The 23,844-nt window shown below is 64.5% G+C and carries 21 protein-coding genes; 10 read left to right on the top strand and 11 right to left on the bottom strand.

Annotated features, from left to right (window positions below):
- Nucleotides 1-191 precede the first annotated feature (191 nt).
- The 4 genes from grpE (at nt 192) to can (ending at nt 4,803) form a co-directional block, all read left to right on the top strand.
- Complete coding sequence (grpE, locus tag AC1DOP_RS12885; RefSeq protein ID WP_442122848.1) at nt 192-749, top strand: nucleotide exchange factor GrpE; 558 nt, start codon at nt 192-194, stop codon at nt 747-749.
- Between the two features lie 96 nt (nt 750-845).
- Nucleotides 846-2,789: a molecular chaperone DnaK gene (gene dnaK, locus AC1DOP_RS12880; protein WP_477251569.1), complete on the top strand. Its 1,944-nt coding sequence runs from the start codon at nt 846-848 to the stop codon at nt 2,787-2,789.
- A 132-nt stretch (nt 2,790-2,921) separates the two neighbouring features.
- Complete coding sequence (gene dnaJ, locus AC1DOP_RS12875) at nt 2,922-4,043, top strand: molecular chaperone DnaJ (protein ID WP_442122850.1); 1,122 nt, start codon at nt 2,922-2,924, stop codon at nt 4,041-4,043.
- Between the two features lie 85 nt (nt 4,044-4,128).
- The gene (gene can / locus AC1DOP_RS12870; RefSeq protein ID WP_442122851.1) at nt 4,129-4,803 is read left to right on the top strand and encodes a carbonate dehydratase; all 675 of its coding nucleotides are present in this window, start codon (nt 4,129-4,131) and stop codon (nt 4,801-4,803) included.
- A 125-nt stretch (nt 4,804-4,928) separates the two neighbouring features.
- Here can and AC1DOP_RS12865 read toward each other — a convergent pair whose 3' ends face one another.
- From AC1DOP_RS12865 to gntR, 4 genes are all read right to left on the bottom strand, one after another.
- Nucleotides 4,929-5,987, bottom strand: a complete 1,059-nt coding sequence (locus AC1DOP_RS12865; protein ID WP_442122852.1) for a porin — start codon at nt 5,985-5,987, stop codon at nt 4,929-4,931.
- 27 nt (nt 5,988-6,014) lie between these two features.
- Nucleotides 6,015-7,343, bottom strand: coding sequence for an MFS transporter (locus AC1DOP_RS12860; RefSeq protein ID WP_477251566.1), 1,329 nt, complete (start codon nt 7,341-7,343; stop codon nt 6,015-6,017).
- Between the two features lie 35 nt (nt 7,344-7,378).
- Nucleotides 7,379-7,858: a gluconokinase gene (locus AC1DOP_RS12855; protein ID WP_442122884.1), complete on the bottom strand. Its 480-nt coding sequence runs from the start codon at nt 7,856-7,858 to the stop codon at nt 7,379-7,381.
- A 212-nt stretch (nt 7,859-8,070) separates the two neighbouring features.
- Nucleotides 8,071-9,099: an HTH-type transcriptional regulator GntR gene (gene gntR / locus AC1DOP_RS12850; RefSeq protein ID WP_442122854.1), complete on the bottom strand. Its 1,029-nt coding sequence runs from the start codon at nt 9,097-9,099 to the stop codon at nt 8,071-8,073.
- A 91-nt stretch (nt 9,100-9,190) separates the two neighbouring features.
- On the opposite strand from gntR, the gene AC1DOP_RS12845 reads away from it, so the two are divergent.
- The gene (locus AC1DOP_RS12845) at nt 9,191-9,562 is read left to right on the top strand and encodes a nucleotide pyrophosphohydrolase (protein ID WP_442122855.1); all 372 of its coding nucleotides are present in this window, start codon (nt 9,191-9,193) and stop codon (nt 9,560-9,562) included.
- A gap of 2 nt (nt 9,563-9,564) precedes the next feature.
- On the opposite strand, the gene AC1DOP_RS12840 is transcribed toward AC1DOP_RS12845, so the two are convergent.
- The 3 genes from AC1DOP_RS12840 to AC1DOP_RS12830 form a co-directional block, all read right to left on the bottom strand.
- Nucleotides 9,565-11,166 carry a methyl-accepting chemotaxis protein gene (locus AC1DOP_RS12840; protein ID WP_477251563.1) on the bottom strand — a complete coding sequence of 534 codons (1,602 nt, stop codon included), beginning with the start codon at nt 11,164-11,166 and terminating at the stop codon, nt 9,565-9,567.
- Between the two features lie 217 nt (nt 11,167-11,383).
- Nucleotides 11,384-11,749 carry a DUF4844 domain-containing protein gene (locus AC1DOP_RS12835; RefSeq protein WP_442122857.1) on the bottom strand — a complete coding sequence of 122 codons (366 nt, stop codon included), beginning with the start codon at nt 11,747-11,749 and terminating at the stop codon, nt 11,384-11,386.
- A 13-nt stretch (nt 11,750-11,762) separates the two neighbouring features.
- Nucleotides 11,763-13,217 (bottom strand): NAD-dependent succinate-semialdehyde dehydrogenase, encoded by a 1,455-nt coding sequence (locus tag AC1DOP_RS12830; RefSeq protein ID WP_477251561.1) that lies wholly within the window; start codon nt 13,215-13,217, stop codon nt 11,763-11,765.
- A 231-nt stretch (nt 13,218-13,448) separates the two neighbouring features.
- Here AC1DOP_RS12830 and AC1DOP_RS12825 point away from each other — a divergent pair, with 231 nt between their 5' ends.
- From AC1DOP_RS12825 to AC1DOP_RS12815, 3 genes are all read left to right on the top strand, one after another.
- Nucleotides 13,449-14,210 carry a gamma-glutamyl-gamma-aminobutyrate hydrolase family protein gene (locus tag AC1DOP_RS12825; RefSeq protein ID WP_442122859.1) on the top strand — a complete coding sequence of 254 codons (762 nt, stop codon included), beginning with the start codon at nt 13,449-13,451 and terminating at the stop codon, nt 14,208-14,210.
- A 116-nt stretch (nt 14,211-14,326) separates the two neighbouring features.
- On the top strand, nt 14,327-15,697 hold the full coding sequence (locus AC1DOP_RS12820; protein WP_442122860.1) for a glutamine synthetase family protein: 1,371 nt from the start codon (nt 14,327-14,329) through the stop codon (nt 15,695-15,697).
- A 32-nt stretch (nt 15,698-15,729) separates the two neighbouring features.
- Nucleotides 15,730-17,187 (top strand): aspartate aminotransferase family protein, encoded by a 1,458-nt coding sequence (locus AC1DOP_RS12815; protein WP_477251558.1) that lies wholly within the window; start codon nt 15,730-15,732, stop codon nt 17,185-17,187.
- A 42-nt stretch (nt 17,188-17,229) separates the two neighbouring features.
- Here the strand turns inward: AC1DOP_RS12815 and AC1DOP_RS12810 are convergent, their stop codons facing one another.
- Nucleotides 17,230-18,687: a high affinity choline transporter 1 gene (locus tag AC1DOP_RS12810; RefSeq protein WP_442122862.1), complete on the bottom strand. Its 1,458-nt coding sequence runs from the start codon at nt 18,685-18,687 to the stop codon at nt 17,230-17,232.
- A 135-nt stretch (nt 18,688-18,822) separates the two neighbouring features.
- Between AC1DOP_RS12810 and AC1DOP_RS12805 the strand changes: the two genes are divergently transcribed.
- Nucleotides 18,823-20,307, top strand: a complete 1,485-nt coding sequence (locus tag AC1DOP_RS12805) for an aldehyde dehydrogenase (protein WP_442122863.1) — start codon at nt 18,823-18,825, stop codon at nt 20,305-20,307.
- Between the two features lie 153 nt (nt 20,308-20,460).
- On the opposite strand, the gene AC1DOP_RS12800 is transcribed toward AC1DOP_RS12805, so the two are convergent.
- The 3 genes from AC1DOP_RS12800 to AC1DOP_RS12790 form a co-directional block, all read right to left on the bottom strand.
- The gene (locus AC1DOP_RS12800; protein ID WP_442122864.1) at nt 20,461-21,216 is read right to left on the bottom strand and encodes a LytR/AlgR family response regulator transcription factor; all 756 of its coding nucleotides are present in this window, start codon (nt 21,214-21,216) and stop codon (nt 20,461-20,463) included.
- A 14-nt stretch (nt 21,217-21,230) separates the two neighbouring features.
- Nucleotides 21,231-22,271 carry a sensor histidine kinase gene (locus tag AC1DOP_RS12795; protein WP_477251555.1) on the bottom strand — a complete coding sequence of 347 codons (1,041 nt, stop codon included), beginning with the start codon at nt 22,269-22,271 and terminating at the stop codon, nt 21,231-21,233.
- Between the two features lie 83 nt (nt 22,272-22,354).
- The gene (locus AC1DOP_RS12790; RefSeq protein WP_477251734.1) at nt 22,355-22,480 is read right to left on the bottom strand and encodes a hypothetical protein; all 126 of its coding nucleotides are present in this window, start codon (nt 22,478-22,480) and stop codon (nt 22,355-22,357) included.
- Here AC1DOP_RS12790 and AC1DOP_RS12785 point away from each other — a divergent pair.
- The gene (locus tag AC1DOP_RS12785) at nt 22,455-23,801 is read left to right on the top strand and encodes a glutamine synthetase family protein (RefSeq protein ID WP_442122866.1); all 1,347 of its coding nucleotides are present in this window, start codon (nt 22,455-22,457) and stop codon (nt 23,799-23,801) included. The genes AC1DOP_RS12790 and AC1DOP_RS12785 overlap by 26 nt on opposite strands.
- Nucleotides 23,802-23,844 lie beyond the last annotated feature (43 nt).

The raw sequence follows: 23,844 nt of genomic DNA, 5'->3' as shown, positions 1-23,844 counted from the left end.
ACATGGTAAGACGGCCAACTGCTGCCGGGTTCTGCTGCCGCGTAAATCCTGTAACAAAAAATGTCAGGATATGCACATGTTAGAGCTGCAATTCCCCTTGAAAACGTAGGGGATCGCCCCATATGGGGCCCGTGTGTTAAGCAGGACAAGTCAATCAATCAGCCAAGTCCTTGATTCTAGGAGTTTTTTCGATGCAAGACCAAGAAAACCATGAGGTGACCAACCAGCCGGAAGGTGACGCCGCAGCCAACGCAGCGAATGCGGGCCAGGCAACGCCGGCGTCGTCGGAGCCGAGTCTCGAAGAACAGCTGAGCGCCACCGAAGCCAAGCTGGCCGAGATGCACGATGCCTTCATGCGCGCCAAGGCCGAAGCGGACAATATCCGCCGCCGCGCCCAGGAAGATGTGAGCAAGGCCCACAAATTTGCCATCGAAAGCTTTGCCGAGGCCATGGTGCCGGTGCGCGACAGCCTGGAGATGGCGCTGAAGGTCGAAGCCCCTACCGTGGAATCAATCAAGGAAGGTGTCGAGATGACCCTCAAGCAGCTCACCGCCGCGTTCGAGAAGAACCGCCTGGTCGAAGTGATGCCGCAGCCGGGCGACAAGCTCGACCCGAACAAGCACCAGGCCGTCGCCGTCGTACCGTCGGAGCAGGAAGCGAATACCGTGGTCACAGTGTTGCAAAAAGGTTACATGATCGCCGACCGCCTGCTGCGCCCGGCCATCGTGACCGCTGCACAGCCGAAATAAATTTGCTCGTGCTAATTCCAAGCTCTTGAAAGCACGCAGTTTTTCCCTATATTCGACACATCTGAAAACTAAAACTAAGTATTAAAGGAAAATATTATGGGCAAAATCATCGGTATCGACCTGGGCACCACCAACTCCTGCGTGGCGATCATGGAAAATGGTCAGCCCAAGGTCATCGAAAATGCCGAAGGTGCTCGCACTACGCCTTCGATCATCGCTTACCAGGAAGACGGCGAGATCCTCGTCGGCGCGCCGGCAAAACGCCAGGCTGTCACCAATCCGAAAAACACCCTGTTCGCGGTCAAGCGCCTGATCGGCCGTAAGTTCGACGAAAAAGAAGTCCAGAAGGACATCGGCCTGATGCCGTACGCGATCGTCAAGGCCGACAACGGCGACGCCTGGGTCAGCGTGCGCGACAAGAAACTGGCGCCGCCGCAGATCTCGGCGGAAGTGCTGCGCAAGATGAAGAAGACCGCCGAGGACTACCTGGGCGAAGAAGTCACCGAAGCCGTGATCACCGTGCCGGCCTACTTCAACGACTCGCAGCGCCAGGCGACCAAGGACGCCGGCCGCATCGCGGGCCTGGACGTCAAGCGCATCATCAACGAGCCGACCGCGGCCGCGCTGGCATTCGGCCTGGACAAGACCGACAAGGGCGACCGCAAGATCGCCGTGTATGACCTCGGCGGCGGCACCTTCGACGTGTCGATCATCGAGATCGCCGACGTCGATGGCGAGAAGCAGTTCGAAGTGCTGTCGACCAACGGCGACACCTTCCTGGGCGGCGAAGACTTCGACCAGCGCGTGATCGACTACATCATCGACGAATTCAAGAAGATCAACGGCCTCGACCTGTCGAAGGACCCGATCGCCCTGCAGCGCATCAAGGCTTCGGCCGAGCGCGCGAAGATCGAGCTGTCGTCCTCGCAGCAGACCGAGATCAACGAGCCGTACATCGCCATGGCGAACGGCGCGCCGGTCCACCTGAACCTGAAGATCACCCGCGCCAAGCTGGAAGCCCTGGTCGAGGAACTGATCAACAAGACCATCGAGCCGTGCCGCGTCGCCATCAAGGATGCCGGCATCAAGGTGTCGGACATCGACGACATCATCCTGGTCGGCGGCATGACCCGCATGCCGAAGGTGCAGGAAAAAGTGAAGGAGTTCTTCGGCAAGGATCCGCGCAAGGACGTCAACCCGGACGAGGCCGTCGCAGTCGGCGCCGCGATCCAGGGCTCGGTGCTGGCCGGCGACCGCAAGGACCTGCTGCTGCTGGACGTGACCCCGCTGTCGCTGGGTATCGAAACCCTGGGCGGCGTGATGACCAAGATGATCCACAAGAACACCACGATCCCGACCAAGTTCTCGCAGGTGTTCTCGACCGCCGACGACAACCAGCCGGCCGTGACCATCAAGGTCTACCAGGGCGAGCGTGAAATCGCAGCGGGCAACAAGAGCCTGGGCGAGTTCAACCTGGAAGGCATCCCGCCGGCACCGCGCGGCACCCCGCAGATCGAAGTGACCTTCGACATCGACGCCAACGGCATCCTGCACGTGGGCGCGAAGGACAAGGCCACCGGCAAGGAAAACAAGATCACCATCAAGGCCAACTCGGGTCTGTCGGAAGACGAGATCCAGAAGATGGTGAAGGACGCCGAGCTGAACGCGGAAGAGGACAAGAAGGTCAAGGAACTGGCGGAGTCGCGCAACCAGGCCGACGCGCTGGTCCACTCGACCCGCAAGTCCCTGACCGAGTACGGCGACAAGCTGGACGGCGGCGAGAAGGAAAAGATCGAAGCCGCGATCGCCGACCTGGAAGGCTCGATCAAATCGGGCGACAAGGCCGAGATCGATGCCAAGGTGGCATCCCTGTCGACCGCCGCGCAAAAGCTGGGCGAGAAGATGTACGCCGACATGCAGGGCCAGCAGGCTGGCGCTGCGGGTGCGGCTGGCGCGCAACAGCCGGGTGTTGAATCGGGCGCCAAGGCGGACGATGACGTGGTCGACGCCGACTTCAAGGAAGTCAAGGACGCCAAGTAATGTCACAATAGGGGGTTAGCCGCTCAAGTTAGCTCCCAACGCGGAACATCCCGAGCCGATGCAGCCTTCTGGTGCCCGGCTCGGTTTTTTTGCACAGACAGTTTTTCAAGATAGACAGCAAGGTGCCGACAAATGGCAAAGCGTGATTTTTACGAGATCCTCGGGGTCGCCAAGACTGCGTCGGAAGACGAGATCAAGAAGGCCTATCGCAAGCTCGCGATGAAGTACCACCCCGACCGCAATCCGGATAACAAGGAAGCGGAGGAGAAGTTCAAGGAGGTCAAGGAAGCCTACGAGATGCTGACCAATCCGGAGAAGCGCGAAGCGTACGACCGTTACGGTCACGCCGGCGTCGATCCGAACAGCGGCATGGGCGGCGGTTTCGGCGCCGGCGGTTTCTCGGACGCCTTCGGCGACATCTTCGGCGATATCTTCGGCGGCGGCCGCGGCCGCAGCTCGGGCCCGCAGGTGTACCGCGGCGCCGACCTGCGCTACAACCTCGAGATCACGCTGGAACAGGCAGCCGCCGGCTTCGACACCACCATCCGCGTGCCGAGCTGGGACAAGTGCGATACCTGCCACGGCAGCGGCGCCAAGCCGGGCACCCAGCCGGTCACCTGCTCGACCTGCCACGGCCACGGCCAGGTGCGCATGCAGCAGGGCTTCTTCTCGATCCAGCAGACCTGCCCGAAGTGCCATGGCAGCGGCAAGATCATCCCGGAACCGTGCGCGGCCTGCGGCGGCGCCGGGCGCATCAAGCGCAACAAGACCCTGGAAGTCAAGATCCCGGCCGGTATCGACAACGGCATGCGGATCCGCTCGTCGGGCAACGGCGAGCCGGGTACCAACGGCGGTCCTCCGGGTGACCTGTACGTCGAGATCCACATCAAGCCGCACGAGGTGTTCCAGCGCGAAGGCGACGACCTGCATTGCGAAATGCCGATCTCGTTCAGCAAGGCGGCACTGGGCGGCGAGATCGAGGTGCCGACCCTGGGCGGCAAGGTATCCTTCACCATCCCCGAAGGCACCCAGACCGGCAAGATCTTCCGCCTGAAGGGCAAGGGCGTCAAAGGCGTGCGCTCCGGCTACGCGGGCGACCTGTTCTGCCACGTCGTGGTCGAGACCCCGGTCAAGCTGACCGACAAGCAGAAGGACCTGCTGCGCGAGTTCGAGCGCCTGACCAAGGAGGGCGGCGCCAAGCACAGCCCCCAGAGCAAGGGCTGGATGGATAAAGTGAAGGACTTCTTCGAGTAAGAAGTCGACAACCGCTGGATGGCGCGAGTCCCAGCGGTTTTTTTTGCATTAATAGTTATCTTAAACACAAGGTCGAGAGAATCAGATGCCTAACTCAAAACCCATCACCAGGGAGCTGTTCGCCAAGAACCGCGCCTGGGCGGAATCGGTCGTCGCCAAGCAACCCGATTTCTTTAATTCGCTGGCCGCGCAGCAGGCCCCGGAATACATGTGGATCGGCTGCTCGGACAGCCGCGTGCCCGCCAACGAACTGCTGGGCATGATGCCGGGCGAGATGTTCGTCCATCGCAACGTGGCGAACGTGGTGGTGCACTCGGACCTGAACTGCCTGTCGGTGCTCCAGTTCGCCATTGATGTGCTCAAGGTGAAGCACGTCATCGTCTGCGGTCATTACGGCTGCGGTGGCGTGCACGCGGCCCTCACCGGACGCCGGGTCGGCCTGACCGACAACTGGCTGCGCCACGTGCAGGACGTCAAGCACAAGCACGGCCGCTACCTGGGAGAGATCGTGCAGCCTACCGTCGCCCACGATCGGCTGGTCGAGCTGAACGTGGCCGAGCAGGTGATCAACTGCGCCCAAACCACGGTGGTTCAGGACGCCTGGGACCGCGGGCAGGAACTGACGATCCACAGCTGGGTGTACGGCTTGAAGGACGGCCTGCTGCGCGATCTCGGCATGACGGTGTCCAGCGCCGAGGAACTGACGCAGAAATACGACGCGCTGCTGGCGCGCTACGCGGACGGCTGGACCCCGGCGTGAGCGAGCCGCTGCAGCTGCGCGACCTCGGCATCACGGTCGGCAGCCACCAGGAGGTCCAGCCGAAGCTGGACCTGATCTTGCAGCGTTATCTGGAAAGCGACGCCGGCAACTGAGCCGGCAGGCCGTCAGAAGCGATGGCGCAAGCCCATCGCGAGCTGGCGGTTGCCCGTGCCGGGTTCTTCGCTGTTGCCTTCGGTGTAGGCGGCGCCGTTGTGGTTGTGGATCACGCCGTAGGAGGCGTAGACGTCGCTGCGCTTCGAGAACGCATACATGTAGGCAGCGCCCAGCTGTTGCGCATCCTGGTTGTGCAGGGTGCGGTCGTCCGCCCGCACATAGGTCAGGACCACGGTGCTGGCGCCGAACGGCACCGACGCGCCCAGCAGCAGGTCGCGGCTGTCGGTCGACGCGATCGGCGGCAGGCCGCCAAACACTGCCGCGCCATTGTTCAGGGGCGCGCTGTTGCGGCCCTTGTTCACCTCGTAGCCGAAGTAGGCGCGCAGGATCCCGAAGTCGTAGTTCGCACCCAGCAGCAGGTTGCGCGCCGGGTCGGTGCCGCTCAGGATCGAGGTGTCGTTGTTCTTGCGGTGATAGGCGATGCGGGCCGACAGCGGGCCGCCGGTGTAGCCGAAGGAGCCGCCGAAGGCCCGTCCGGCGGCGCTGTCGCCGGCGACTTCGCCGGCCACATACATCAGATCGCCGCTGAATCCATTCATATCGGGGCTACGGTACAGCACCGAGTTCGACGCCCGGAATCCTGTCGGCGGCATCAGGTTGTTGGAGCGCACGACGCCGTTGCGCAGCGGGTCGACCACCACGTTGAGCGTGGTGAACAGCGGCGTGTCCTGCAGGCCGGCGGAGACCGAACCGAGGCGGCCGCGCAGGCCGACGATCGAGGTGCGGCCGAACAGCGTGTTGTTCTGGGTCGAGGTGCCGTTGTCGGCGTGGATGCCGCCCTCGATCACGAAGAACGCGGCCATGCCCTGGCCAAGGTCTTCGCTGCCACGGAAGCCCCAGCGGCTCTGGGTGGCCATGCCGCTGGTCACGCGGGTCGAGGTGCCGGTGACGCCGCCCTGGTCCACCGACACGCCCACATCCATCACGCCATAAAAGGCGACCGAACCGTCGGCCAGCGCCGCGCCGCTGCACAGCATGGCTGCGCACATCAGGGAAAACTTGGATTTCATCTTCGTCTTTCTTTTTTTGTTGTTCTATCAGGCGGTCTTGGCCGGTGCGCGTACTGCGGGCTTGCCGGATTCCGGATCGGGAATCGGTTCGATCTTCCCTAGCACGAACACGAAGCAGACGATGCCGATGACGAGGATGACGCCGGCGACGAAGAAGGCATTGGCGAACGAGGCGGTGGCGCCGACGATCATGCCGGTCACGATCGGTGCGGCAGCGCCCATCAGGTTGTTCGCGAAGTTCATGATGCCGCCGATGGTGCCGGCGCCGCCCTTCGGCGCGATCAGCGAAGGTAGCGACCAGCCGACCGGCGCGGCCGAGGCCAGGCCGCCCAGGGCGATCGAGATCCAGAAGATGGCCCAGGCCGGGTCAACGGTCTGGGTGGCGCCGAACACGGCCAGGCCGAAGGTCATGCCGACGATCAGCACGGTCTTGCGCACCTTCGATTCGTTCCTGCCCCGCGAAACCAGGTGGTCGATCAGCCAGCCGCCGACGAACAGGTCGGTCAGGGTGGCGAAGGCCCAGGGGATGGCGGCGAATCCGGCCGACTTCAGGATGCTCATGTGCATCGACTCGACCAGGTAGCCGGGCAGCCAGGTCAGGAACAGGTAGAAGGTGTAGCCGTAGGCGGCGAAACCGATCGTCAGGCCCCATACCTTGGACTTGGTCAGCAGATAGCCGAGCATATTGAGGGCGCCGGCATCGGCCGGGCCCTCGGGCGCGGCGCCGCCGCGCTGGATGTAGTCGTATTCGGCTTTCGACAGCTTGCGGTCGGCGCTCGGGTCGCGGTACAGCACGTAGAAGGCGATGAAATACAGGAAGCTCAGGGTCGCGGTGAGGGCGAAACCCCAGCGCCAGCCGAAGCTCACCACCGTGACCGCCACCAGCGGCACCCCGATCACGTTCGAGAACTTGGCGGCGGCGTCGAAGATCGCGGTGGCCAGGCCGCGCTCGTTACGCGGGAACCAGTAGCCCGTGGCCTTGGAGCTGACCGGGAAGGCCGGCGCTTCGGCCACGCCCAGCAGGATGCGCGCCACGAAGATGCCGGCGAAGCCGCTCGAGAATGCCGTAATGATCGAGGCCAGGCCCCACAGGAAGGCGCCCCAGCGTCCGACCCGGGTCGGGCCGAAGCGGTCCAGCACCATCCCGACCGGAATCTGCAGCAGCGAATACGACCAGGCGAAGGCGGAAAACAGCAGGCCCAGTTCGACGGCGCTGAGGTGGAACACATCCTTGATCTGGGGCGCCGCGACCGACAGGCCGATGCGGTCGATGTAGTTGATCAGGACGCCCGCGCCGAGCAGCGCGCCGATGCCCCAGCGGCGCCGGGGAATACCTTGTTGTCTGGTTGAGGCCATGCTTGTGTCTCCTATGTCGTGTTGATGAACGGGTTCTAGCGACCCTCGGTATGCAGTATTTCTTCGGTGAGCGCCGGAGGTGTCTTGCTGAGGTCGAGCAGCAGGCCGGCTTCGTCCTGCTGCAGGGGTTCGAGGTCGCGCAGCTGGCTGTCGAGCAGCGAGGCCGGCATGTAGTGGGCGGTGCGCGCCAGCATGCGCTGGGCGATCAGCTCGCGAGGGCCGCTCAGGTGGGCGAAGCGCAGGTCGGGGTCGGCGGCGCGCAGCAGGTCGCGGTAACGGCGCTTGAGGGCCGAACAGGCCAGCACCAGGCCTTCGCCGCGCGCCCGGGCCGCGGCGATCTCGCCCTGCAGGATGCGCAGCCAATCGGCACGGTCGTCGTCGTTGAGAGGAATGCCGGAAGCCATCTTGGCCACGTTCGATACGCTGTGGAAGGCGTCGCCTTCGAGGAAGCGTACGCCCAGCGCCTGCGCCAGCCGCTGCCCGACCTCGCTCTTGCCGCAGCCGGAGACCCCCATGACGACCCAGCGCGCCGGCGGGGCGGACGAGGTGGGTTCGGGGCTTTGATTGATGGGCTGATGATAAATCATGATAAATTTGGTAGCGTTATCAGACGTGGCGAGTCTACGCCGATCAATGGTTTTGTAAAGAAGTTTTCATGCTGCGGCGCAGCACGAGCGGAAAACGGTGGATGCCGCGGCCGCTCTCTCGCAAGCGGCCGGGAGAAGGATCAGGCGCTTTCGCGCGCCATCAGGGTGAAGCCGAGATCGATGCGGGTGACGGCGGGCGTTTCGCCATGAATGACGGCGCGCAGCAGCTGGGCCGCCTCGAAACCGACGCGGTAGCGCGGGGTGGCGATGGTGGTGAGGGAAGGATTCATCCAGGCCGACACCGGCAGGTCGTTGAAACCGCAGATGGCGAGCCGGCCGGGCACCGCGATGCCGCGCCGCTGGCACTGGAAGATCGCGCCCTGGGCCAGGTCATCGTTGCAGCAGAAGATGGCGTCGCAGTCGGGCGTCACCGACAGCATGCGTCCCAGCAGTTCGGCGCCGAGCGCGATCGTGGAGGGGTCGTTCACCATGGTCTCGAGCAGGGGATCGTACAGGCCGGTTTCCTGCAGGGCGCGGCGGTAGCCTTCGGCCCGCTTCAGCGTGCGCTCGTCGCGCTGGGCGCCCATGAAGCCGATGCGCTTGTAGCCCTTGTCGACGAGGTAGCGGGTCATGGTGTAGCCGGCCTCGATCTGCGAAAAGCCCACCGACAGCGCGTCCGGCGAACTCGCGAGGTCCATCATCGAGACCACCGGCAATTTCGACGTGGTCAGGATTTTCGTGACCTGCTTGCTGTGGGTCAGGCCGGACAGCAGCACGCCATCCGGGTTCGACTGCAGGTAAATGTTGAGAAGCTTTTCTTCCTCGGCGTCGGAGTAGCGGGTATTGCCGATCAGGATCTGGTAGCCATCCTTTTCCAGCGCGTCCTGGATGCCGGCCAGGACTTCGGTGAACACGGCGTTCGACAGCGACGGCACCAGCACCACGATCACCTTCGACTGCGCCGATGCAAGCGCGCGGGCGGCGCGGTTGGGCACGTAGCCCAGTTCCGCCACGGCCTCCTCGATGCGTGCGCGCAGCGCGGCCGACACCAGCTCCGGCTGGTTGATTGCGCGCGACACCGTCATGGTCCCGACGCCGGCCCGCGCCGCCACCTCGGACAGCGTGACGCGGCCGCTGCTGCGGCTGCGAAGGGTTTCTGGTTTGTTCATCGTCTGGTTTGATAGCGTTATCAGCGCCCTGGTGAGTCCGGCCGCTGTATCATGGCCGTCCCACAAGGGACACTTGTATTGGAGCACGATTATGGCAAATGATTCGGCATTTGGCGACCTCGCCCGGCTGCGGGCGATGGTGCGCGAATTCGTCGACGAGCGCGACTGGGACCAGTTCCACACGCCGAAGAACCTGGCCTGCGCGATGACGGTGGAAGCGGCCGAGCTGCTGGAGCATTTCCAGTGGCTGCAGCATGGCCGCGCCGAGGAACTCGGACCAAGCAAGCTGGTGGAAGTACGGCACGAGATGGCGGACGTGCTGGTCTACCTGGTGCGCCTGGCCGACAAGCTCGACGTCGACCTGCTGGCGGCGGTGCAGGAGAAGATGGTGCTCAACCGGGCCAAGTACCCGGCCGAGCAGGTGCGCGGCGACGCGCGCAAGTATTATGAATACAAATCGTAGGATCAGGCAGCCAGCGCCAAACGCGTTGCCGGTGCAGAGCGAACAGCCTGCCCCGCAGCACCAGCCAGGCGGAAGGTACTGACCAGCTCTTCCAGCTGCCCGGACTGCTCCTGCAGCGATTGCGCGGCGGCCGCCGCTTCTTCCACCAGGGCCGCGTTCTGCTGGGTGACGGAATCCATTTCGCCGATCGCCTTGTTGATCTGCTCGATACCGGCTTCCTGTTCCTGGCTCGCGGCCGTGATCTCGCCCATGATGTCGGTCACGCGGCGCACGCTGGCGACGATCTCGCCCATGGTCGAGCCGGCCTGCTGCACCAGGCGGCTGCCCTGGCCGACCTTCTCGACCGAGTCGCCGATCAGGGTCTTGATTTCCTTGGCGGAGGCGGCCGAGCGCTGGGCCAGGTTACGCACCTCGGAGGCCACCACGGCAAAGCCGCGGCCCTGTTCGCCGGCACGGGCCGCTTCCACCGCCGCATTCAGTGCCAGGATATTCGTCTGGAAGGCGATGCCGTCGATGACGCCGATGATGTCGACGATCTTGTTGGCCGATTCATTGATCGAGTTCATCGTGATCACCACGTCGGAGACTACCTCGCCGCCGCGCACGGCCACGTTCGATGCCGACATCGCCAGCTGGTTGGCCTGACGCGCGTTTTCCGCATTCTGCTTGACGGTCGAGGTCAGCTCTTCCATCGAGGAGGCGGTTTCTTCGAGCGCGCCGGCCTGCTGTTCGGTGCGGCTGGACAGGTCCAGGTTGCCGGTCGCGATTTCGTTCGAGGCGGTGGCGAGGGTTCCGGTGCCGCTGCGCACCTGACCGACGATGGTCTGCAGCGAGCGGTTCATGTCCTTCAGGGCTGCCAGCAGTTCGCCGGTTTCGTCGGTCGAATTGACTTCGATGTGGCTGGTGAGGTCGCCGGCGGCGACGGTCTTGGCAACGTCCACCGCGCGGCGCATCGGCAGCGTGATCGAGCGCGTGATGAAGAAGCCGATGGCAACCGCGGCCAGCAGGGCGATGACGGCCACGCCGATCAGCACCATGCGCGCCTGCCTGAACTCGACCTGGCCGGCTGCCAGTTCGGCCTGGTTGCGGGCGGCCTGGGCTTCCACCATTTTCGTGATCTCGGCCAGCCATGCCCTGGTGGCCGGCATGACGCTGGACTTCATCAGGCCGACCGCTTCGTCGTTCTTGTTTTCCCTACCCAGTTGCTGGGTTTTCGCGATCAGGGGCGCCGCCGTGTTGCGCGCGGCCGCGATCTGTTCCAGCTGCGCCCGCAACTGCGGATCGACGATCATCTTGTCGAGGGTGGCGATGGCCCGGTCGTATTCCTGCCATGCGCCTTCGATCGTTTTGGCGAGGTTTGCCATTTCCGCGTCGTCGCTGGTGAGGATGATGTCGCGCACGTTGATGGCGATGCGGCGCTGGACATCGCGCATGTCGGTCACGTTCTTGATCTGGACGTTGTTGTTGTTGACGATTTTGTCCACGGCCGCGTTGAGCGCGTTCATGTTTTCGAGACCGAAGATCGCGACCAGGATCAGCAGGGCCAGCATCAATCCAAAGCCCAGGCCGAGGCGCTGGCCGATCTTCATGTTATTCAGCTTCATTTCTATGGAGTCCTTGTTGTCGAAGAAGGGTGCAAGCGGCCACTGAACATCTGGGGTCCAGGCAAAACGTAGGCGGAGGTAGGCAGTGCGGTCGCTGCTGGTTGGCGGGGTTGGGCCAACGCAGTGGGATGTCACTGGTTGTGACAATGAGTGAGATTCTAGTAGGACAAGTCCTACAAAACAATCAAAACGTTGCCGTGTGGAAAATCAACAACGTTCAAATACTTCCCAGATAACAAGCCAGCAGGCCGTCCGAACTCCCGATCCCGAGGAGGTCCATCAGGCGCTCGAGTTCGCTACCGAAGTGTTCCCTCGCCTCGGTATCTTCCTCCTGCACCAGTTCCAGCGACTGCTGGAACTGCTTCATGACCCAGAACTTGGTCGGATGCGCTTCGATGCCGGCCAGCAGGCGCGTGGCCAGGTCGCCCAGCACCACCGCCAGGCGCTCGCGTTCCGCCGACGGGTTCATGCCCGGCAGGTCGGCCAGCTTGGGACCGTCGCGGAAGGCGCGCAGCTGTTCGAGGACGCGCGGCATGATGAACAGCGGCGCATCCTCGACATCGGACATGGGATCGTAGGCCATGTTCGGTCCGTGCTCACATGCCGCCGAGGCAGATGTACTTGATGACCAGGTAGTCGTCCATGCCGTACTTGGAACCTTCGCGGCCCAGGCCGGACTGCTTCACCCCGCCGAAAGGCGCGACCTCGTTCGAGATCAGGCCGGTGTTCACGCCCACCATGCCGGTCTCGATCTGCTCGGCCACGCGCCACACGCGGTTGATATCGCGCGCATAGAAATACGAGGCGAGGCCGAATTCCGTGTTGTTGGCGAGGGCGATGACTTCCTCTTCGGTCTTGAAGCGGAACAGCGGCGCCACCGGACCGAAGGTTTCCTCTTCCGAAATCAGCATGGCCGGGGTCACGTCGGCCAGCACGGTCGGCTGGAAGAAGCTGTGGCCGAGTTCATGGCGCTTGCCGCCCAACAGCAGGCGGGCGCCTTTCGACAGCGCGTCGGCGATGTGGTTCTCCACCTTCACGAGGGCCTTGTCTTCGATCAGCGGACCCTGGTTCACGCCAGGCTCCATGCCGTTGCCGACCTTGAGTCCCTTGACCTTCTCGGTGAAGCGGCGCGCGAATTCGTCGTACACGCCGTCCTGCACATAGATGCGGTTGGCGCAGACACAGGTCTGGCCGGCGTTGCGGTACTTCGAGGCGAGCGCGCCCTCGACGGCCGCATCGAGGTCGGCGTCGTCGAAGACGATGAAGGAAGCGTTGCCGCCCAGTTCCAGCGACAGTTTTTTCACCGTCGGCGCGCACTGTTCCATCAGCAGGCGGCCGACCGGGGTCGAGCCCGTGAAGCTCAGCTTGCGCACGATCGGGTTGGCGCACATTTCGGCGCCGATCGCCTTCGCATCGCCGATCACGACCGAGAACACGCCTTTCGGCACGCCGGCGCGTTCGGCCAGCACGGCCAGGGCCAGGGCGGAGAACGGGGTCAGCTCGGCGGGCTTCAGCACGATCGGGCAGCCGGCGGCGAGGGCCGGAGCCACCTTGCGGGTGATCATCGCGGACGGGAAGTTCCACGGGGTGATGGCGGCGCAGACGCCGATCGGCTCCTTGGTCACGATCAGGCGGCGGTCGCGCGCCGGCGATTCCAGCACGTCGCCTTCGATGCGCTTGGCCTGCTCGCCGAACCATTCGAAAAAGGAGGCGGCGTAGCCGACTTCGCCTTTCGCTTCGGTCAGCGGCTTGCCCTGTTCGGCGGTCATGATGGCGGCCAGGTCGTCCGCGTTCTCGAGCATCAGGTCGTTCCACTTGCGCAGGATGAGGGCGCGTTCGCGCGCGGTCTTCTTGCGCCATGCCGGCCAGGCGGCATTCGCGGCCTCGATCGCGCGGCGGGTCTCCTGCGCGCCCATGTGGGGCACGGTCCCCAGCGATTCGCCGGTGGCCGGATTGGTCACCGTCACGGTCTGGCCCTCGCGGGCATCGCACCATTCGCCGTCGATATACGCCTGTTGGCGCAGCAGGGAAGGATCTTTCAGGTTCAGCATGGTTTCCTCGTGCTTGTTCGTATTAGAGGACAAAGATACCACGCAATGCGCTACGTCGTTCCCGCTACTCTTATGCAAGCGCTGCCGTTCGTGTTGGCACCGTTTCCGAGTTGACGATAAGATTTTGTTATCGGTTTTCTGAACAGTTGATCTGCATCAACGGCCACTCGCACCTGGATCAGATTGCAGTATGATGGTCCGTGTGCGCCTCACTTCACAAAGGTAGAGAACATGCGCCCGATCGTTATCGTCCCCGCTTGCACCCGCGATTTCGGAGAACATCCTTATCACGCGGCCCAGCACAAGTATGTCGATGCAGTCGTGATCGGCGCCGATTGCGCGCCGATGATCCTGCCGTCGCTGGGGGAGACGCTCGACCTGGAAACCATGCTCGACCTGTGCGACGGCATCATGCTGACCGGCTCGGCATCGAATGTTCATCCCAGCTATTACTCCGAAGAACTACTCGACCCGACCCTGCCGCAGGATCCGGCGCGCGACCAGACCACGCTGCCCTTGATCCGCGAAGCGGTCAAGCGCGGCATTCCGATCATCGCGATCTGCCGCGGCTTCCAGGAGATGAACGTGGCGCTGGGCGGCAGCCTGTTCCAGGCGGTGCAGACGGTGCCGGGACACTTCGACCATCGCGAGAATCCCGAACTGGGCATGGACGAGCAGTACGGCGATGCGCACAAGATCCGCATCATCGAAGGTGGCATGCTGCACGGCATCCTGGGCAAGGACGAAATTCCCGTCAATTCCCTGCACGGCCAGGGCGTGAACGAACTGGCGCCCGGCCTGACGGTGGAGGCGGTAGCGGAAGATGGCCTGGTCGAGGCGTTTTCCGTCTCCACCTCGCCGGGCTTTACCCTGGCCGTCCAATGGCACCCGGAATGGCGCATCGCCCACAATCCGCACTCGATGAAGATGTTCGGCGCCTTCGGCGACGCCTGCCGTGCCCGCTTTCAATCCAAAAAACGGAAGAACTTATGACCGCCTATGAAAAATGGGCGGCCCGCTCCGTTCCATAGCGTCCCTGTTCAGACCAAACCGCGCGCCGCGGGCCGCGTTTGCGCGCCCGCGTTCATTCAAGGAACAGAGGAACCATCATGGCTATCCGCGACAATTTTTCATACAACGACATGGACGAGTGGCTCAACGGTAAGCGAGTCACCGAAATCGAATGCCTGGTCCCCGACCTGACCGGCGTCGCCCGCGGCAAAATTTTGCCACGTGTAAAATTTACCGAAGACCGCGGCATGCGCCTGCCGGAGATCGTGCTCGGCATGACCGTCACCGGCAACTCGCCCGAGAACGACGATGCCTTCGACCGCGCGATCTCGACCACCGACCGCGACATGATCCTGAAGGCCGATCCCGGCACCATCACGATGGTGCCGTGGGCCGTCGATCCCACCGCCCAGGTCATCCACGACTGCTATTTCTCCGACGGCCGCCTGGTCGACTTCGCCCCGCGCAGCGTGCTGCGGCGCGTGCTCAAGCTGTACACGCAGAAGGGCTGGAAGCCGCTGGTGGCGCCCGAACTCGAGTTCTACCTGACGGCCAAGAACATCGATCCCGACCTGCCGCTGGCCGCGCCGATCGGCCGCAGCGGACGCTCCGAGACCAGCCGCCAGGTGTACAGCATCGACGCCGTCAACGAATTCGATCCGCTGTTCGAAGACATCTACGACTACTGCGACATGATGGGCCTGGACGTCGACACGCTGATCCACGAGATCGGCGCCGGCCAGATGGAGATCAACTTCCAGCACGGCGAGCCGCTCGGCCTGGCCGACAAGGTCTTCTACTTCAAGCGCACCTTGCGCGAGGCCGCGCTCAAGCACGACATGTACGCCACCTTCATGGCCAAGCCGATGGCGGGCGAACCCGGTTCGGCGATGCACGTGCACCAGAGCGTGGTCGACGGCGAGACCGGCCAGAATATCTTCAGCGACGAAAACGGCGCGCCGTCCGAGCTGTTCCGCTGGTACGTCGGCGGCCTGCAGAAGTACATGCCGTCGGCGATGGCGATCGTCGCGCCCTACGTGAACTCCTACCGCCGCATCGTGCGCCGCACCGCCGCGCCGATCAACCTGCAGTGGGGCGTCGACAACCGCACGGTCGGCATCCGCGTGCCGGTGTCGGGTTCGCAGGACCGCCGCGTCGAGAACCGCGTGATCGGCGCCGACGCCAATCCCTATCTGGCGCTGGCCGTCACCCTGGCCTGCGGCTACCTCGGCATCCAGGAACAGATCGAGCCGACCCCGATGGTCGAGGGCAGCGCCTACAAGATGGACGTCGAACTGCCGCAGGGATTGCCGGAGGCGCTCACCCTGCTGCGCCGCGAAGACCGCCTGCGCGACATCCTGGGCGAGCGCTTCATCGACGTCTATTCGGCGGTGAAGGAACTCGAGCACCAGGAGTTCATGACCGTCATCAGCCCGTGGGAACGGGAACACTTGCTGCTGCATGTATAAGAAAGAGCGTCCAATAACGATGGGAGTCGATCATGGCAAGCGACATTGTGACGGCCGACGTGCTCGCGCCGGTCCGGGAGGTGGACAGCCCGGGAACATTTGACACGCGCGCGCTGCAGGAGCTCGACAGCGCGCATTACCTGCATCCCTTCACCGACCACGGCGCGCTGCGCGAACGCGGGGCGCGCGTGATGGTGCGCGGCGACGGCATCTACCTATGGGATTCTGAAGGCCGCAAGCTCATCGACGGCATGTCCGGCCTGTGGTGCGTGAACGTCGGCTACGGCCGCGCGAGCATGAGCGCCGCCGTGGCCAGGCAGATGGACACGCTGCCTTTCTATAACAGCTTCTTCAACACGACCAATGTGCCGGCGCTGATGCTGGCGGCGCGCCTGGTCGAACTGGCGCGCAAGGTCGATGCGGGCATGCAGCACGTGTTCTTCACCGGCTCGGGCTCGGAAGCCAACGACACCATCGTGCGCATGGTGTGGCGCTACTGGCAGCTGATGGGGCAGCCGCAGCGCCAGGCCATCATCAGCCGCCGCAACGCCTATCACGGCAGCACCGTGGCCGGCGCCTCGCTGGGCGGCATGGACGCCATGCATGCGCAGGGCGCGCTGCCGATACCCGGCATCCACCACATCGGACAGCCGAACTTCGCCGAGCATGGGCGCGGCATGAGCGAAGCCGAATTCGGCCTGCACGCGGCCGGCTGGCTGGAAGAGAAGATCCTCGAACTCGGGCCCGACACGGTGGCCGCCTTCATCGGCGAGCCGGTGCAGGGCGCGGGCGGCGTGATCATCCCGCCGCCGACCTACTGGCCCGAAATCCAGCGCATCTGCGACAAGTACGGCGTGCTGCTGGTATCCGACGAAGTGATCTGCGGCTTCGGCCGCCTGGGCACGTGGTTCGGCTGCCAGCTGATGGGCTTCCGGCCCGACCTGATCGCCTTCGCCAAGGGCGTGACGTCGGGCTATGTACCGCTGGGCGGCGTGCTGGTGGGCGCCAGGGTCGCGCATACCCTGGTCGAGAAGGGCGGCGACTTCAACCACGGCTTCACCTATTCAGGCCACCCTGTCGCCTGCGCGGCGGCGCTCGAGAACCTGCGCATCATGATCGATGAAGGCCTGGTCGAGCGCGTTCTGCTTTCGACCGGCCCTTACCTGAAAGCCGCGTTCGGGGCGCTGGCCTCGCATCCGCTGGTGGGACACGCCGAGAGCATGGGCATGGCGGCGGGCCTGAACCTGGTGCGGCGCAAGGGCGCCACGCTGCACGACTGCGAAGCCTTCCCGCGCGAACTGGCGGTAGGCATGGTGTGCCGGGGCCATATGTTCGACAACGGGGTGATCATGCGGGCGGTGGGAGACCGGATGATCGTGGCGCCGCCGCTGGTGATGAGCTGTGCGCAGATCGATGAGATGGTGGAGCGGATCAGGTTTTGCCTGGACCTGACTTTGGATGATGTGCGCGGAAGAGGGTGGATGGACTGACAAACTGAAAGGCCCCGAGCATCAGCCGGGGCCATTTACGATTTACACACTCAACGCCGTCTTGTGCGGCTCATGCCGATTCTTGAGCACCTGCGGCGCCAGCGACCCCACGATCATGCCCGCGAACGCCGCGATCAGCCCGGCCAGCTGTCCCGGGAAATGCTCGCCCAGTGACGATAGCTGCGGGAAGAACACGATCCAGACCGCGATGCCGGCCGCGATCGACAGGATCGCGCCCTGGGTGGTGGCGCGCTTCCAGTACAGGCCCATCACCAGCGGCACGAAAGCGCCGACCAGTGTCACCTGGTAGGCCGAGGACACCAGTTCGTAGATCGAGGTGCCCTTCATCGCGATCGCGTAGGTCAGCACCAGCGCCGCGAACACGACGATGGTGACGCGCATGGCGAACAGCTGCTGGCGGTCGCTCATCCCCGGGCGCAGGTTCTTGAGGATGTTCTCGGTGAAGCTGGTCGACGGCGCCAGCAGGGTGGCCGAGGAGGTGCTCTTGATCGCGGAGAGCAGCGCGCCGAAGAACAGGATCTGCATGATCAGGGGCATCTTCGTCATCACGAAGGTCGGCAGCACGCGCTGGTAATCGCTCTTGGCCAGTTCCATCGCATCGTTGCCCATCACGATCACGGCGCAGGCGACGATGAACATCGGGACGAAGGCGAACAGGATGTAGCTGGCGCCGCCGATCACGGCGCCGGCGCGCGCGGTCGGCGCGTTCTTGGCCGACATCACGCGCTGGAACACGTCCTGCTGCGGGATCGAGCCCAGCATCATCGTCACGGCCGCGCCGACGAAGAAGGCGATGTCGGTGAACTTCGCCTGCGGCAGGAAATTCCACAGGTCCTTCTGCTGGATCATGTGCAGCACGGCGCCGGTGCCGCCGGCCAGCTCGGACGAGAACACGGCGATGATGGACATGCCCACCACCAGCACGATCATCTGGATGAAGTCGGTGATCGCCACCGCCAGGAAGCCGCCGACCACCACATAGATCAGCACGGCCAGGGTACCGACGATCATGCCGGCGGTCTCCGACATCGCGCCGCCGGTCAGGACGGAAAAGACCAGGCCCAGCGCCGTGATCTGCGCCGCCACCCAGCCCAGGTAGGACAGGATGATGGCCGCCGAGCAGAACACCTCGATGCCCTTGCCGTAGCGCGCGCGGTAATAGTCGCCGATGGTCAGCAGGTTAAGCTTGTACAGGCGGGCCGCGAAGAACAGGCCGACCAGGATCAGGCAGGTGCCGGCGCCGAAGGGGTCTTCGACCAGTCCGTTCAGGCCGCCCTGCACGAACCTGGCGGGAATGCCCATCACGGTCTCGGCACCGAACCAGGTGGCGAAGGTCGTGGTGATCACCATGATCAGCGGCAGGCTGCGGCCGGCCACGGCGAAGTCGGACGTGTTCTTGATCCTCGTGCCGGCCCACATGCCCAGGCCCAGGGTGCCCAGCAGGTAGAGCACGACAGACGTAATCAGGATGGTATTCATTAAGTGCTCCGGGCAGCGGGAAAGAGGAAATTCTGGCTGGAAAAATTCGCGATTATAGCGGCATAAATCGTCAATTGGATCGATTTTGTTTGCTAGTATCGGCCTGACAACAATCATGACTCCAGAGGGGACACAATGACTACCGAATCCTGGCATGAACGTTCCAAAACGGTGCGGATCGACGGCCGCGCCGTCATCGATGGCAGGCGTATTGACGCGGCCTCCGGCGCCCGTTTCGACTGTATCTCGCCGATCGACGGACGCCAGCTCGGCGAGGTCGCGCGCTGCGGTCCCGACGACGTCGACGCCGCGGTCGCCAGTGCCCGCGCCGCCTTCGACGACGGCCGCTGGTCCGCCAAGGCACCCGCTGATCGCAAGCGCGTGCTGATCCGCTTCGCCGACCTGATGCTGGCCAAGCGCGACGAGCTGGCCCTGCTGGAGACCCTCGACATGGGCAAGCCGATCCGCTACAGCCGCAGCGTCGACGTGCAGCTGGCCCAGAACTGCATCCGCTGGTACGGCGAGGCGATCGACAAGATCTATGACGAAGTGGCGCCCACCGGCCAGGACAGCCTGGCCCTGATTCAGCGCGAGCCGGTGGGCGTGGTGGCCGCCATCATCCCCTGGAACTATCCGATGCTGATGGCGGCCTGGAAGATCGGCCCGGCTCTCGCCGCCGGCAACAGCCTGGTGCTCAAGCCTTCGGAAAAGGCGCCGCTGACTTCACTACGCCTGGCCGAGCTGGCACTGGAGGCCGGCGTGCCGGAAGGCGTGTTCAACGTCCTCCCCGGCTACGGAGGCGAAGCCGGCAAGGCCCTCGGCCTGCACATGGACGTCGACTGCATCGCCTTCACGGGCTCGACCCGGGTCGGAAAGCAGATCCTGCAGATGGCGGGACAGTCGAACCTGAAGCGCGCCTGGACCGAGTTGGGCGGCAAATCGGCGAACATCGTCTGCGCCGACTGCCCGGACCTGGACGCCGCGGTGGCGGGCGCGATCGGCTCGATCTACTTCAACCAGGGAGAGAGCTGCAACGCGCCTTCGCGCCTGTTCGTCGAAGAGTCGATCCGCGAGGCCTTCCTGGATAAAGCCCTGGCCCTGATGCCGAAGTATGCGCCGGGCGATCCGCTCGACCCGGACACCGTGATGGGCGCCATCGTCGACGGCATCCAGATGAAGACGGTGCTCGGCTATATCGAAGACGGCAAGGCGGCCGGCGCGCGCCTGCTGGCGGGCGGACGCGCCGCGCGTGCCGAGACGGGCGGCCTGTATATCGAGCCGACCCTGTTCGATGGCGTCGACGCCTCGATGCGGATTGCGCGCGAGGAGATCTTCGGGCCGGTTTTATCCGTGCTGTCCTTTACCGATCTGGATGAGGCGGTGCGGCAGGCGAACAGCACGCCCTACGGGCTGGCGGCGGCGGTGTGGACGGCGGACATGAGCAAGGCGATCCGCACGGCGCGCAGGCTGCGGGCCGGGACCGTGCATGTGAACCAGTATGACAATGACGACATCACCGTGCCGTTTGGCGGCTATAAACAGTCGGGGAATGGGCGCGACAAGTCATTGCATGCGTTTGACAAGTACACGGAGTTGAAGACGACCTGGATTCAGGTGTGAGGAACGGGAACGCAAGGAGCGACCCGCAGCCGCTGACCCGTCGTTCCCGCGAAGGCGGGAGCCCAGGTTCGTAGCGACTCGGCAAACTTGGGTCCCCGCCTTCGCGGGGACGACGTTGACAAGGCGCGGGTCGAAACGAGTTCCGCGCAGCTCTCAAATCGCCATCTCCCGCAACACCTTCGAAGCCTCCCGGCTCGCCGTCAGCATCGTCCCGTCCCGCATCTGGATGAGCAGCTGCGACTGGTCGTCCGCCCGCATCGAATCGACGAAGTCCAGGTTCACCAGCGCCGAGCGGTGCACACGGATGAAGCGGGTTGGATCGAGCTGGGCTTCGAGTTCCGAGATGCCGATGCGGACCAGGAAGGTCTGGCCGCGCGCGGCGATGGCCGTGTACTTCGAATCCGCTTTCAAATATTCGATCTCGTTCAGCGACAGCGGGAAGATGCGGCCGCGGTCACGCACCAGGATGCGTTCGAGGCGGCCAGCGGGTTGACCTTCCTTGCGCCGCGTCGCCTGCTCGAGCGCCGCATCGACGATCTCGCGCGGCGGCATGGGCGCTTCCAGCAGGCGCGCCACCGCGGCGTCGAAGCGGGCGCGCGTAAAAGGCTTGAGCAGGTAGTCGACCGCGTTCAGCTCGAAGGCCGTCACCGCGTACTGGTCGTAGGCGGTGGTGAAGACGATGTCGGGTGCGCAGCTCAGGCGGCGCAGCACTTCCAGGCCGGTCATCTCCGGCATCTGGATGTCCATGAAGACCACGTCCGGGCGGATCCGGTTGATCTGCTCGAGTGCCGTGGCGCCGTCGCCGGCTTCGCCCGCCAGGCGCAGGGCGGGGTGGGCGTAGATGGCGTCGCGCAGCAGGTCGCGGGCCAGCGGCTCGTCCTCGGCGATGAATACGGTTTTCGTGTTCACAGGGCTTCCTTCATTCAGGCGGATTCGAGCGGGATCGACATCGTCACGACGAAACCGGCGCCGGGCGCGGTGGCGATCGAGAGAATGCCCCTGGCGCCGTACTCGAGCTGCAGGCGGCGTTCGACGGTGCGGATGCCGAGGCCGTTCGACTGCTTCACGATGGCGGGGTCGGCGCCGGGCCCGTCGTCGCCGACGGTCATGGTCAAGGCTCCGGCCTCATCGTCGAGGCGGGTGCGGATGCGCAGCAGGCCCGGGCGGCTGTGCGGATTGAACGCGTGTTTGATGCTGTTCTCGACCAGCGGCTGCAGCGACAGCGCCGGCAACGCGATGCGGGCGGCATCAATGTCGAGCTCCCACTCGACCTTCAGGCGCGCGCCCAGGCGCAGGCTTTCCAGCTCGAGGTAGTCGCGCACGAAGCGCAGCTCGTCTTCCAGCGTGACGCGGTCGCTGCCGCTTTTTTCGGTGTCGAGCACGTAGCGCAGCATGTCCGAGAACTGGAACAGCGCGGTCTCGGCGGCCTCCGGATTGCGGCGCGTGAGCGCGATGATCGAGTGCAGGGTATTGAACAGGAAGTGGGGGTTCAGCTTGTTGCGCAGGGCGTTCAGTTCGGAGGCGACCAGCAGGGCATGGGCTTGCTGGATGGCGATGGCCTGGCGCTGGCGCGTGGCGTTCAGGCGCACGACGTGGAAGGCGGCGGCGACGACGCCATAGGTCATCGCGCCGTAGAGGATGGGCCAGACGTACCAGCCCAGCGCCTGGCTGAATCCGTTGATCGTGGCGATCAGGCTGTAGATCGCGACAGGATAGGAAAAGGCGCCGACGATATGAACGCATATCAAGCTTCCCAGCGCCAGGCGCTTGCGTTCCAGCCAGCCGCTCAGCGGCCACAGCAGGGCCAGGAACAGTGCCTGTGGAAGGCTCCAGAAAACCGGCGCCGAGGCACGCCAGTTGACGTGGCCATGCCGCAGGTCATCCGCCTGCAAGGCAATCGCCAGAAGGCAGAGGTAGGCGAGCCAGCCGCAGGCATAGATACGCCACATGCGGGCCGTGGCCATTCTTTCGGTCGTTTGCAGTTCCATGCCGAAAGTATGACGGAGAAAACGCCGTGTGGAACAGGCAATGACGCCAACTGCGGGATTCAGGCAACGAATTGCGGCATCGGGACGCGGGTCCAGCCGCGCGCGGCGGCCTGCTGGCCGGTGCTATAGTCACCCGCAGCGGGGCAAGCGAGGGGTGCGATGGCCGAAGCGATCAGCGGGGACATGCGGGACTTTCTGCGAGAACACAACATCCACGAGGTCGAGTGCGTGATCGCGGACATGACCGGCATCGCCCGCGGCAAGATCCTCCCGAAAGACCTGTTCCTCACCGGTGAGCACATGCGCCTGCCGAAGAGCGTGCTGCTGAATACCGTCCACGGCGAGCAGCCGAACAACACGCCCTACGTCGGCTCGACCGACCCCGACATGATCTGCGTGCCGGACCCGGCCACGATCCGCGTCGTGCCCTGGGCCACCGAGCGGGTCGCCTGCGTGATCCACGATTGCCAGAACTTCGACGGCAGCCCGGTCGAGCTGGCGCCGCGCGCCGTGCTGCGGCGGGTGCTGGACAAGTACCGCGAGCGCGGCTGGCGGCCGGTGGTGGCGCCGGAGATGGAGTTCTACCTGGTCGCGCGCAACACCAACCCGCACGAACCCTTGAGCCCGCCGACCGGCCGCAGCGGCTTCACCGAGCAGGGCCGGCAATCCTATTCGATCGACGCGGTCAACGATTTCGATCCCTTCTTCCTGGAGCTGTCGGCCTTCTGCAAGCAGCACGAGCTGGGCGTCGAGACCCTGATCCACGAGGCCGGCGCCGGCCAGATGGAGATCAATTTCACCCACGGCGACGCGCTCGAGCTGGCCGACCGCGTCTTCCTGTTCAAGCGCGCGGTGCGCGAGACGGCGCTGCGGCACGGCATCTTCGCCACCTTCATGGCCAAGCCGATGGAGACCGAGCCCGGCAGTGCGATGCACGTCCACCAGAGCATCGTCGACGACAGCGGCCGCAACATCTTCTCGGACGAGGATGGCGGCGAGAGCACGCTGTTCCGTCAATTCATCGGTGGGCTGGAAAAATACCTGCCTCCAGCGACCTTATTATTCGCGCCCCATGTAAATTCCTACCGCCGCCTGTCGCGCTTCCAGTCGGCGCCGATGAACGTGCACTGGGGCTACGACAACCGTACCTGCGGCATCCGCGTGCCGAACGCCGGCCCGGCCAACCGCCGGGTCGAGAACCGCGTGCCGGGCGTGGACGTGAATCCCTACCTGGCGATGGCGGCGACCCTGGCCTGCGGCTGGCTGGGCATGACGGAAGGCCTGCAACCGGCCGCGCCGACGCCCGACAGCGCCGAGCACATCCACGGAGAACTGCCGCGCAACCTGGAGGACGCGATCCAGCAGCTGCGCGGCTGCCCGGCGCTGGCGGCGATGCTGGGATCCTTGTTCGTGCAGGCTTTCTGCGAGGTGAAGGAACTGGAGTTTGCGACGTTTTCGCGGGTGATCAGTTCCTGGGAGCGGGAGCATCTGATGCTGCTGGTGTGATGCGTAGGGTCCCCGCCTGCGGGGACGAGGGTGCGAGCGCCAA

It is taken from the genome of Massilia sp. 01N410, assembly GCF_056399665.1.
The sequence above is the reverse complement of the archived record's forward strand: the minus strand, read 5'-3'. Positions and strand labels throughout refer to the sequence as shown.

What these genes read in the sequence shown, in the direction of transcription:
- grpE (WP_442122848.1), top strand. Translation starts at nt 192, where the DNA reads ATGCAAGACCAAGAAAACCATGAGGTGACCAACCAGCCGGAAGGTGAC.
- dnaK (WP_477251569.1), top strand. Translation starts at nt 846, where the DNA reads ATGGGCAAAATCATCGGTATCGACCTGGGCACCACCAACTCCTGCGTG.
- dnaJ (WP_442122850.1), top strand. Translation starts at nt 2,922, where the DNA reads ATGGCAAAGCGTGATTTTTACGAGATCCTCGGGGTCGCCAAGACTGCG.
- can (WP_442122851.1), top strand. Translation starts at nt 4,129, where the DNA reads ATGCCTAACTCAAAACCCATCACCAGGGAGCTGTTCGCCAAGAACCGC.
- AC1DOP_RS12865 (WP_442122852.1), bottom strand. Translation starts at nt 5,987, where the DNA reads ATGAAATCCAAGTTTTCCCTGATGTGCGCAGCCATGCTGTGCAGCGGC.
- AC1DOP_RS12860 (WP_477251566.1), bottom strand. Translation starts at nt 7,343, where the DNA reads ATGGCCTCAACCAGACAACAAGGTATTCCCCGGCGCCGCTGGGGCATC.
- AC1DOP_RS12855 (WP_442122884.1), bottom strand. Translation starts at nt 7,858, where the DNA reads ATGGGGGTCTCCGGCTGCGGCAAGAGCGAGGTCGGGCAGCGGCTGGCG.
- gntR (WP_442122854.1), bottom strand. Translation starts at nt 9,099, where the DNA reads ATGAACAAACCAGAAACCCTTCGCAGCCGCAGCAGCGGCCGCGTCACG.
- AC1DOP_RS12845 (WP_442122855.1), top strand. Translation starts at nt 9,191, where the DNA reads ATGGCAAATGATTCGGCATTTGGCGACCTCGCCCGGCTGCGGGCGATG.
- AC1DOP_RS12840 (WP_477251563.1), bottom strand. Translation starts at nt 11,166, where the DNA reads ATGAAGCTGAATAACATGAAGATCGGCCAGCGCCTCGGCCTGGGCTTT.
- AC1DOP_RS12835 (WP_442122857.1), bottom strand. Translation starts at nt 11,749, where the DNA reads ATGGCCTACGATCCCATGTCCGATGTCGAGGATGCGCCGCTGTTCATC.
- AC1DOP_RS12830 (WP_477251561.1), bottom strand. Translation starts at nt 13,217, where the DNA reads ATGCTGAACCTGAAAGATCCTTCCCTGCTGCGCCAACAGGCGTATATC.
- AC1DOP_RS12825 (WP_442122859.1), top strand. Translation starts at nt 13,449, where the DNA reads ATGCGCCCGATCGTTATCGTCCCCGCTTGCACCCGCGATTTCGGAGAA.
- AC1DOP_RS12820 (WP_442122860.1), top strand. Translation starts at nt 14,327, where the DNA reads ATGGCTATCCGCGACAATTTTTCATACAACGACATGGACGAGTGGCTC.
- AC1DOP_RS12815 (WP_477251558.1), top strand. Translation starts at nt 15,730, where the DNA reads ATGGCAAGCGACATTGTGACGGCCGACGTGCTCGCGCCGGTCCGGGAG.
- AC1DOP_RS12810 (WP_442122862.1), bottom strand. Translation starts at nt 18,687, where the DNA reads ATGAATACCATCCTGATTACGTCTGTCGTGCTCTACCTGCTGGGCACC.
- AC1DOP_RS12805 (WP_442122863.1), top strand. Translation starts at nt 18,823, where the DNA reads ATGACTACCGAATCCTGGCATGAACGTTCCAAAACGGTGCGGATCGAC.
- AC1DOP_RS12795 (WP_477251555.1), bottom strand. Translation starts at nt 22,271, where the DNA reads ATGGCCACGGCCCGCATGTGGCGTATCTATGCCTGCGGCTGGCTCGCC.
- AC1DOP_RS12785 (WP_442122866.1), top strand. Translation starts at nt 22,455, where the DNA reads ATGGCCGAAGCGATCAGCGGGGACATGCGGGACTTTCTGCGAGAACAC.
- AC1DOP_RS12790 (WP_477251734.1), bottom strand. Translation starts at nt 22,480, where the DNA reads ATGTCCCCGCTGATCGCTTCGGCCATCGCACCCCTCGCTTGCCCCGCT.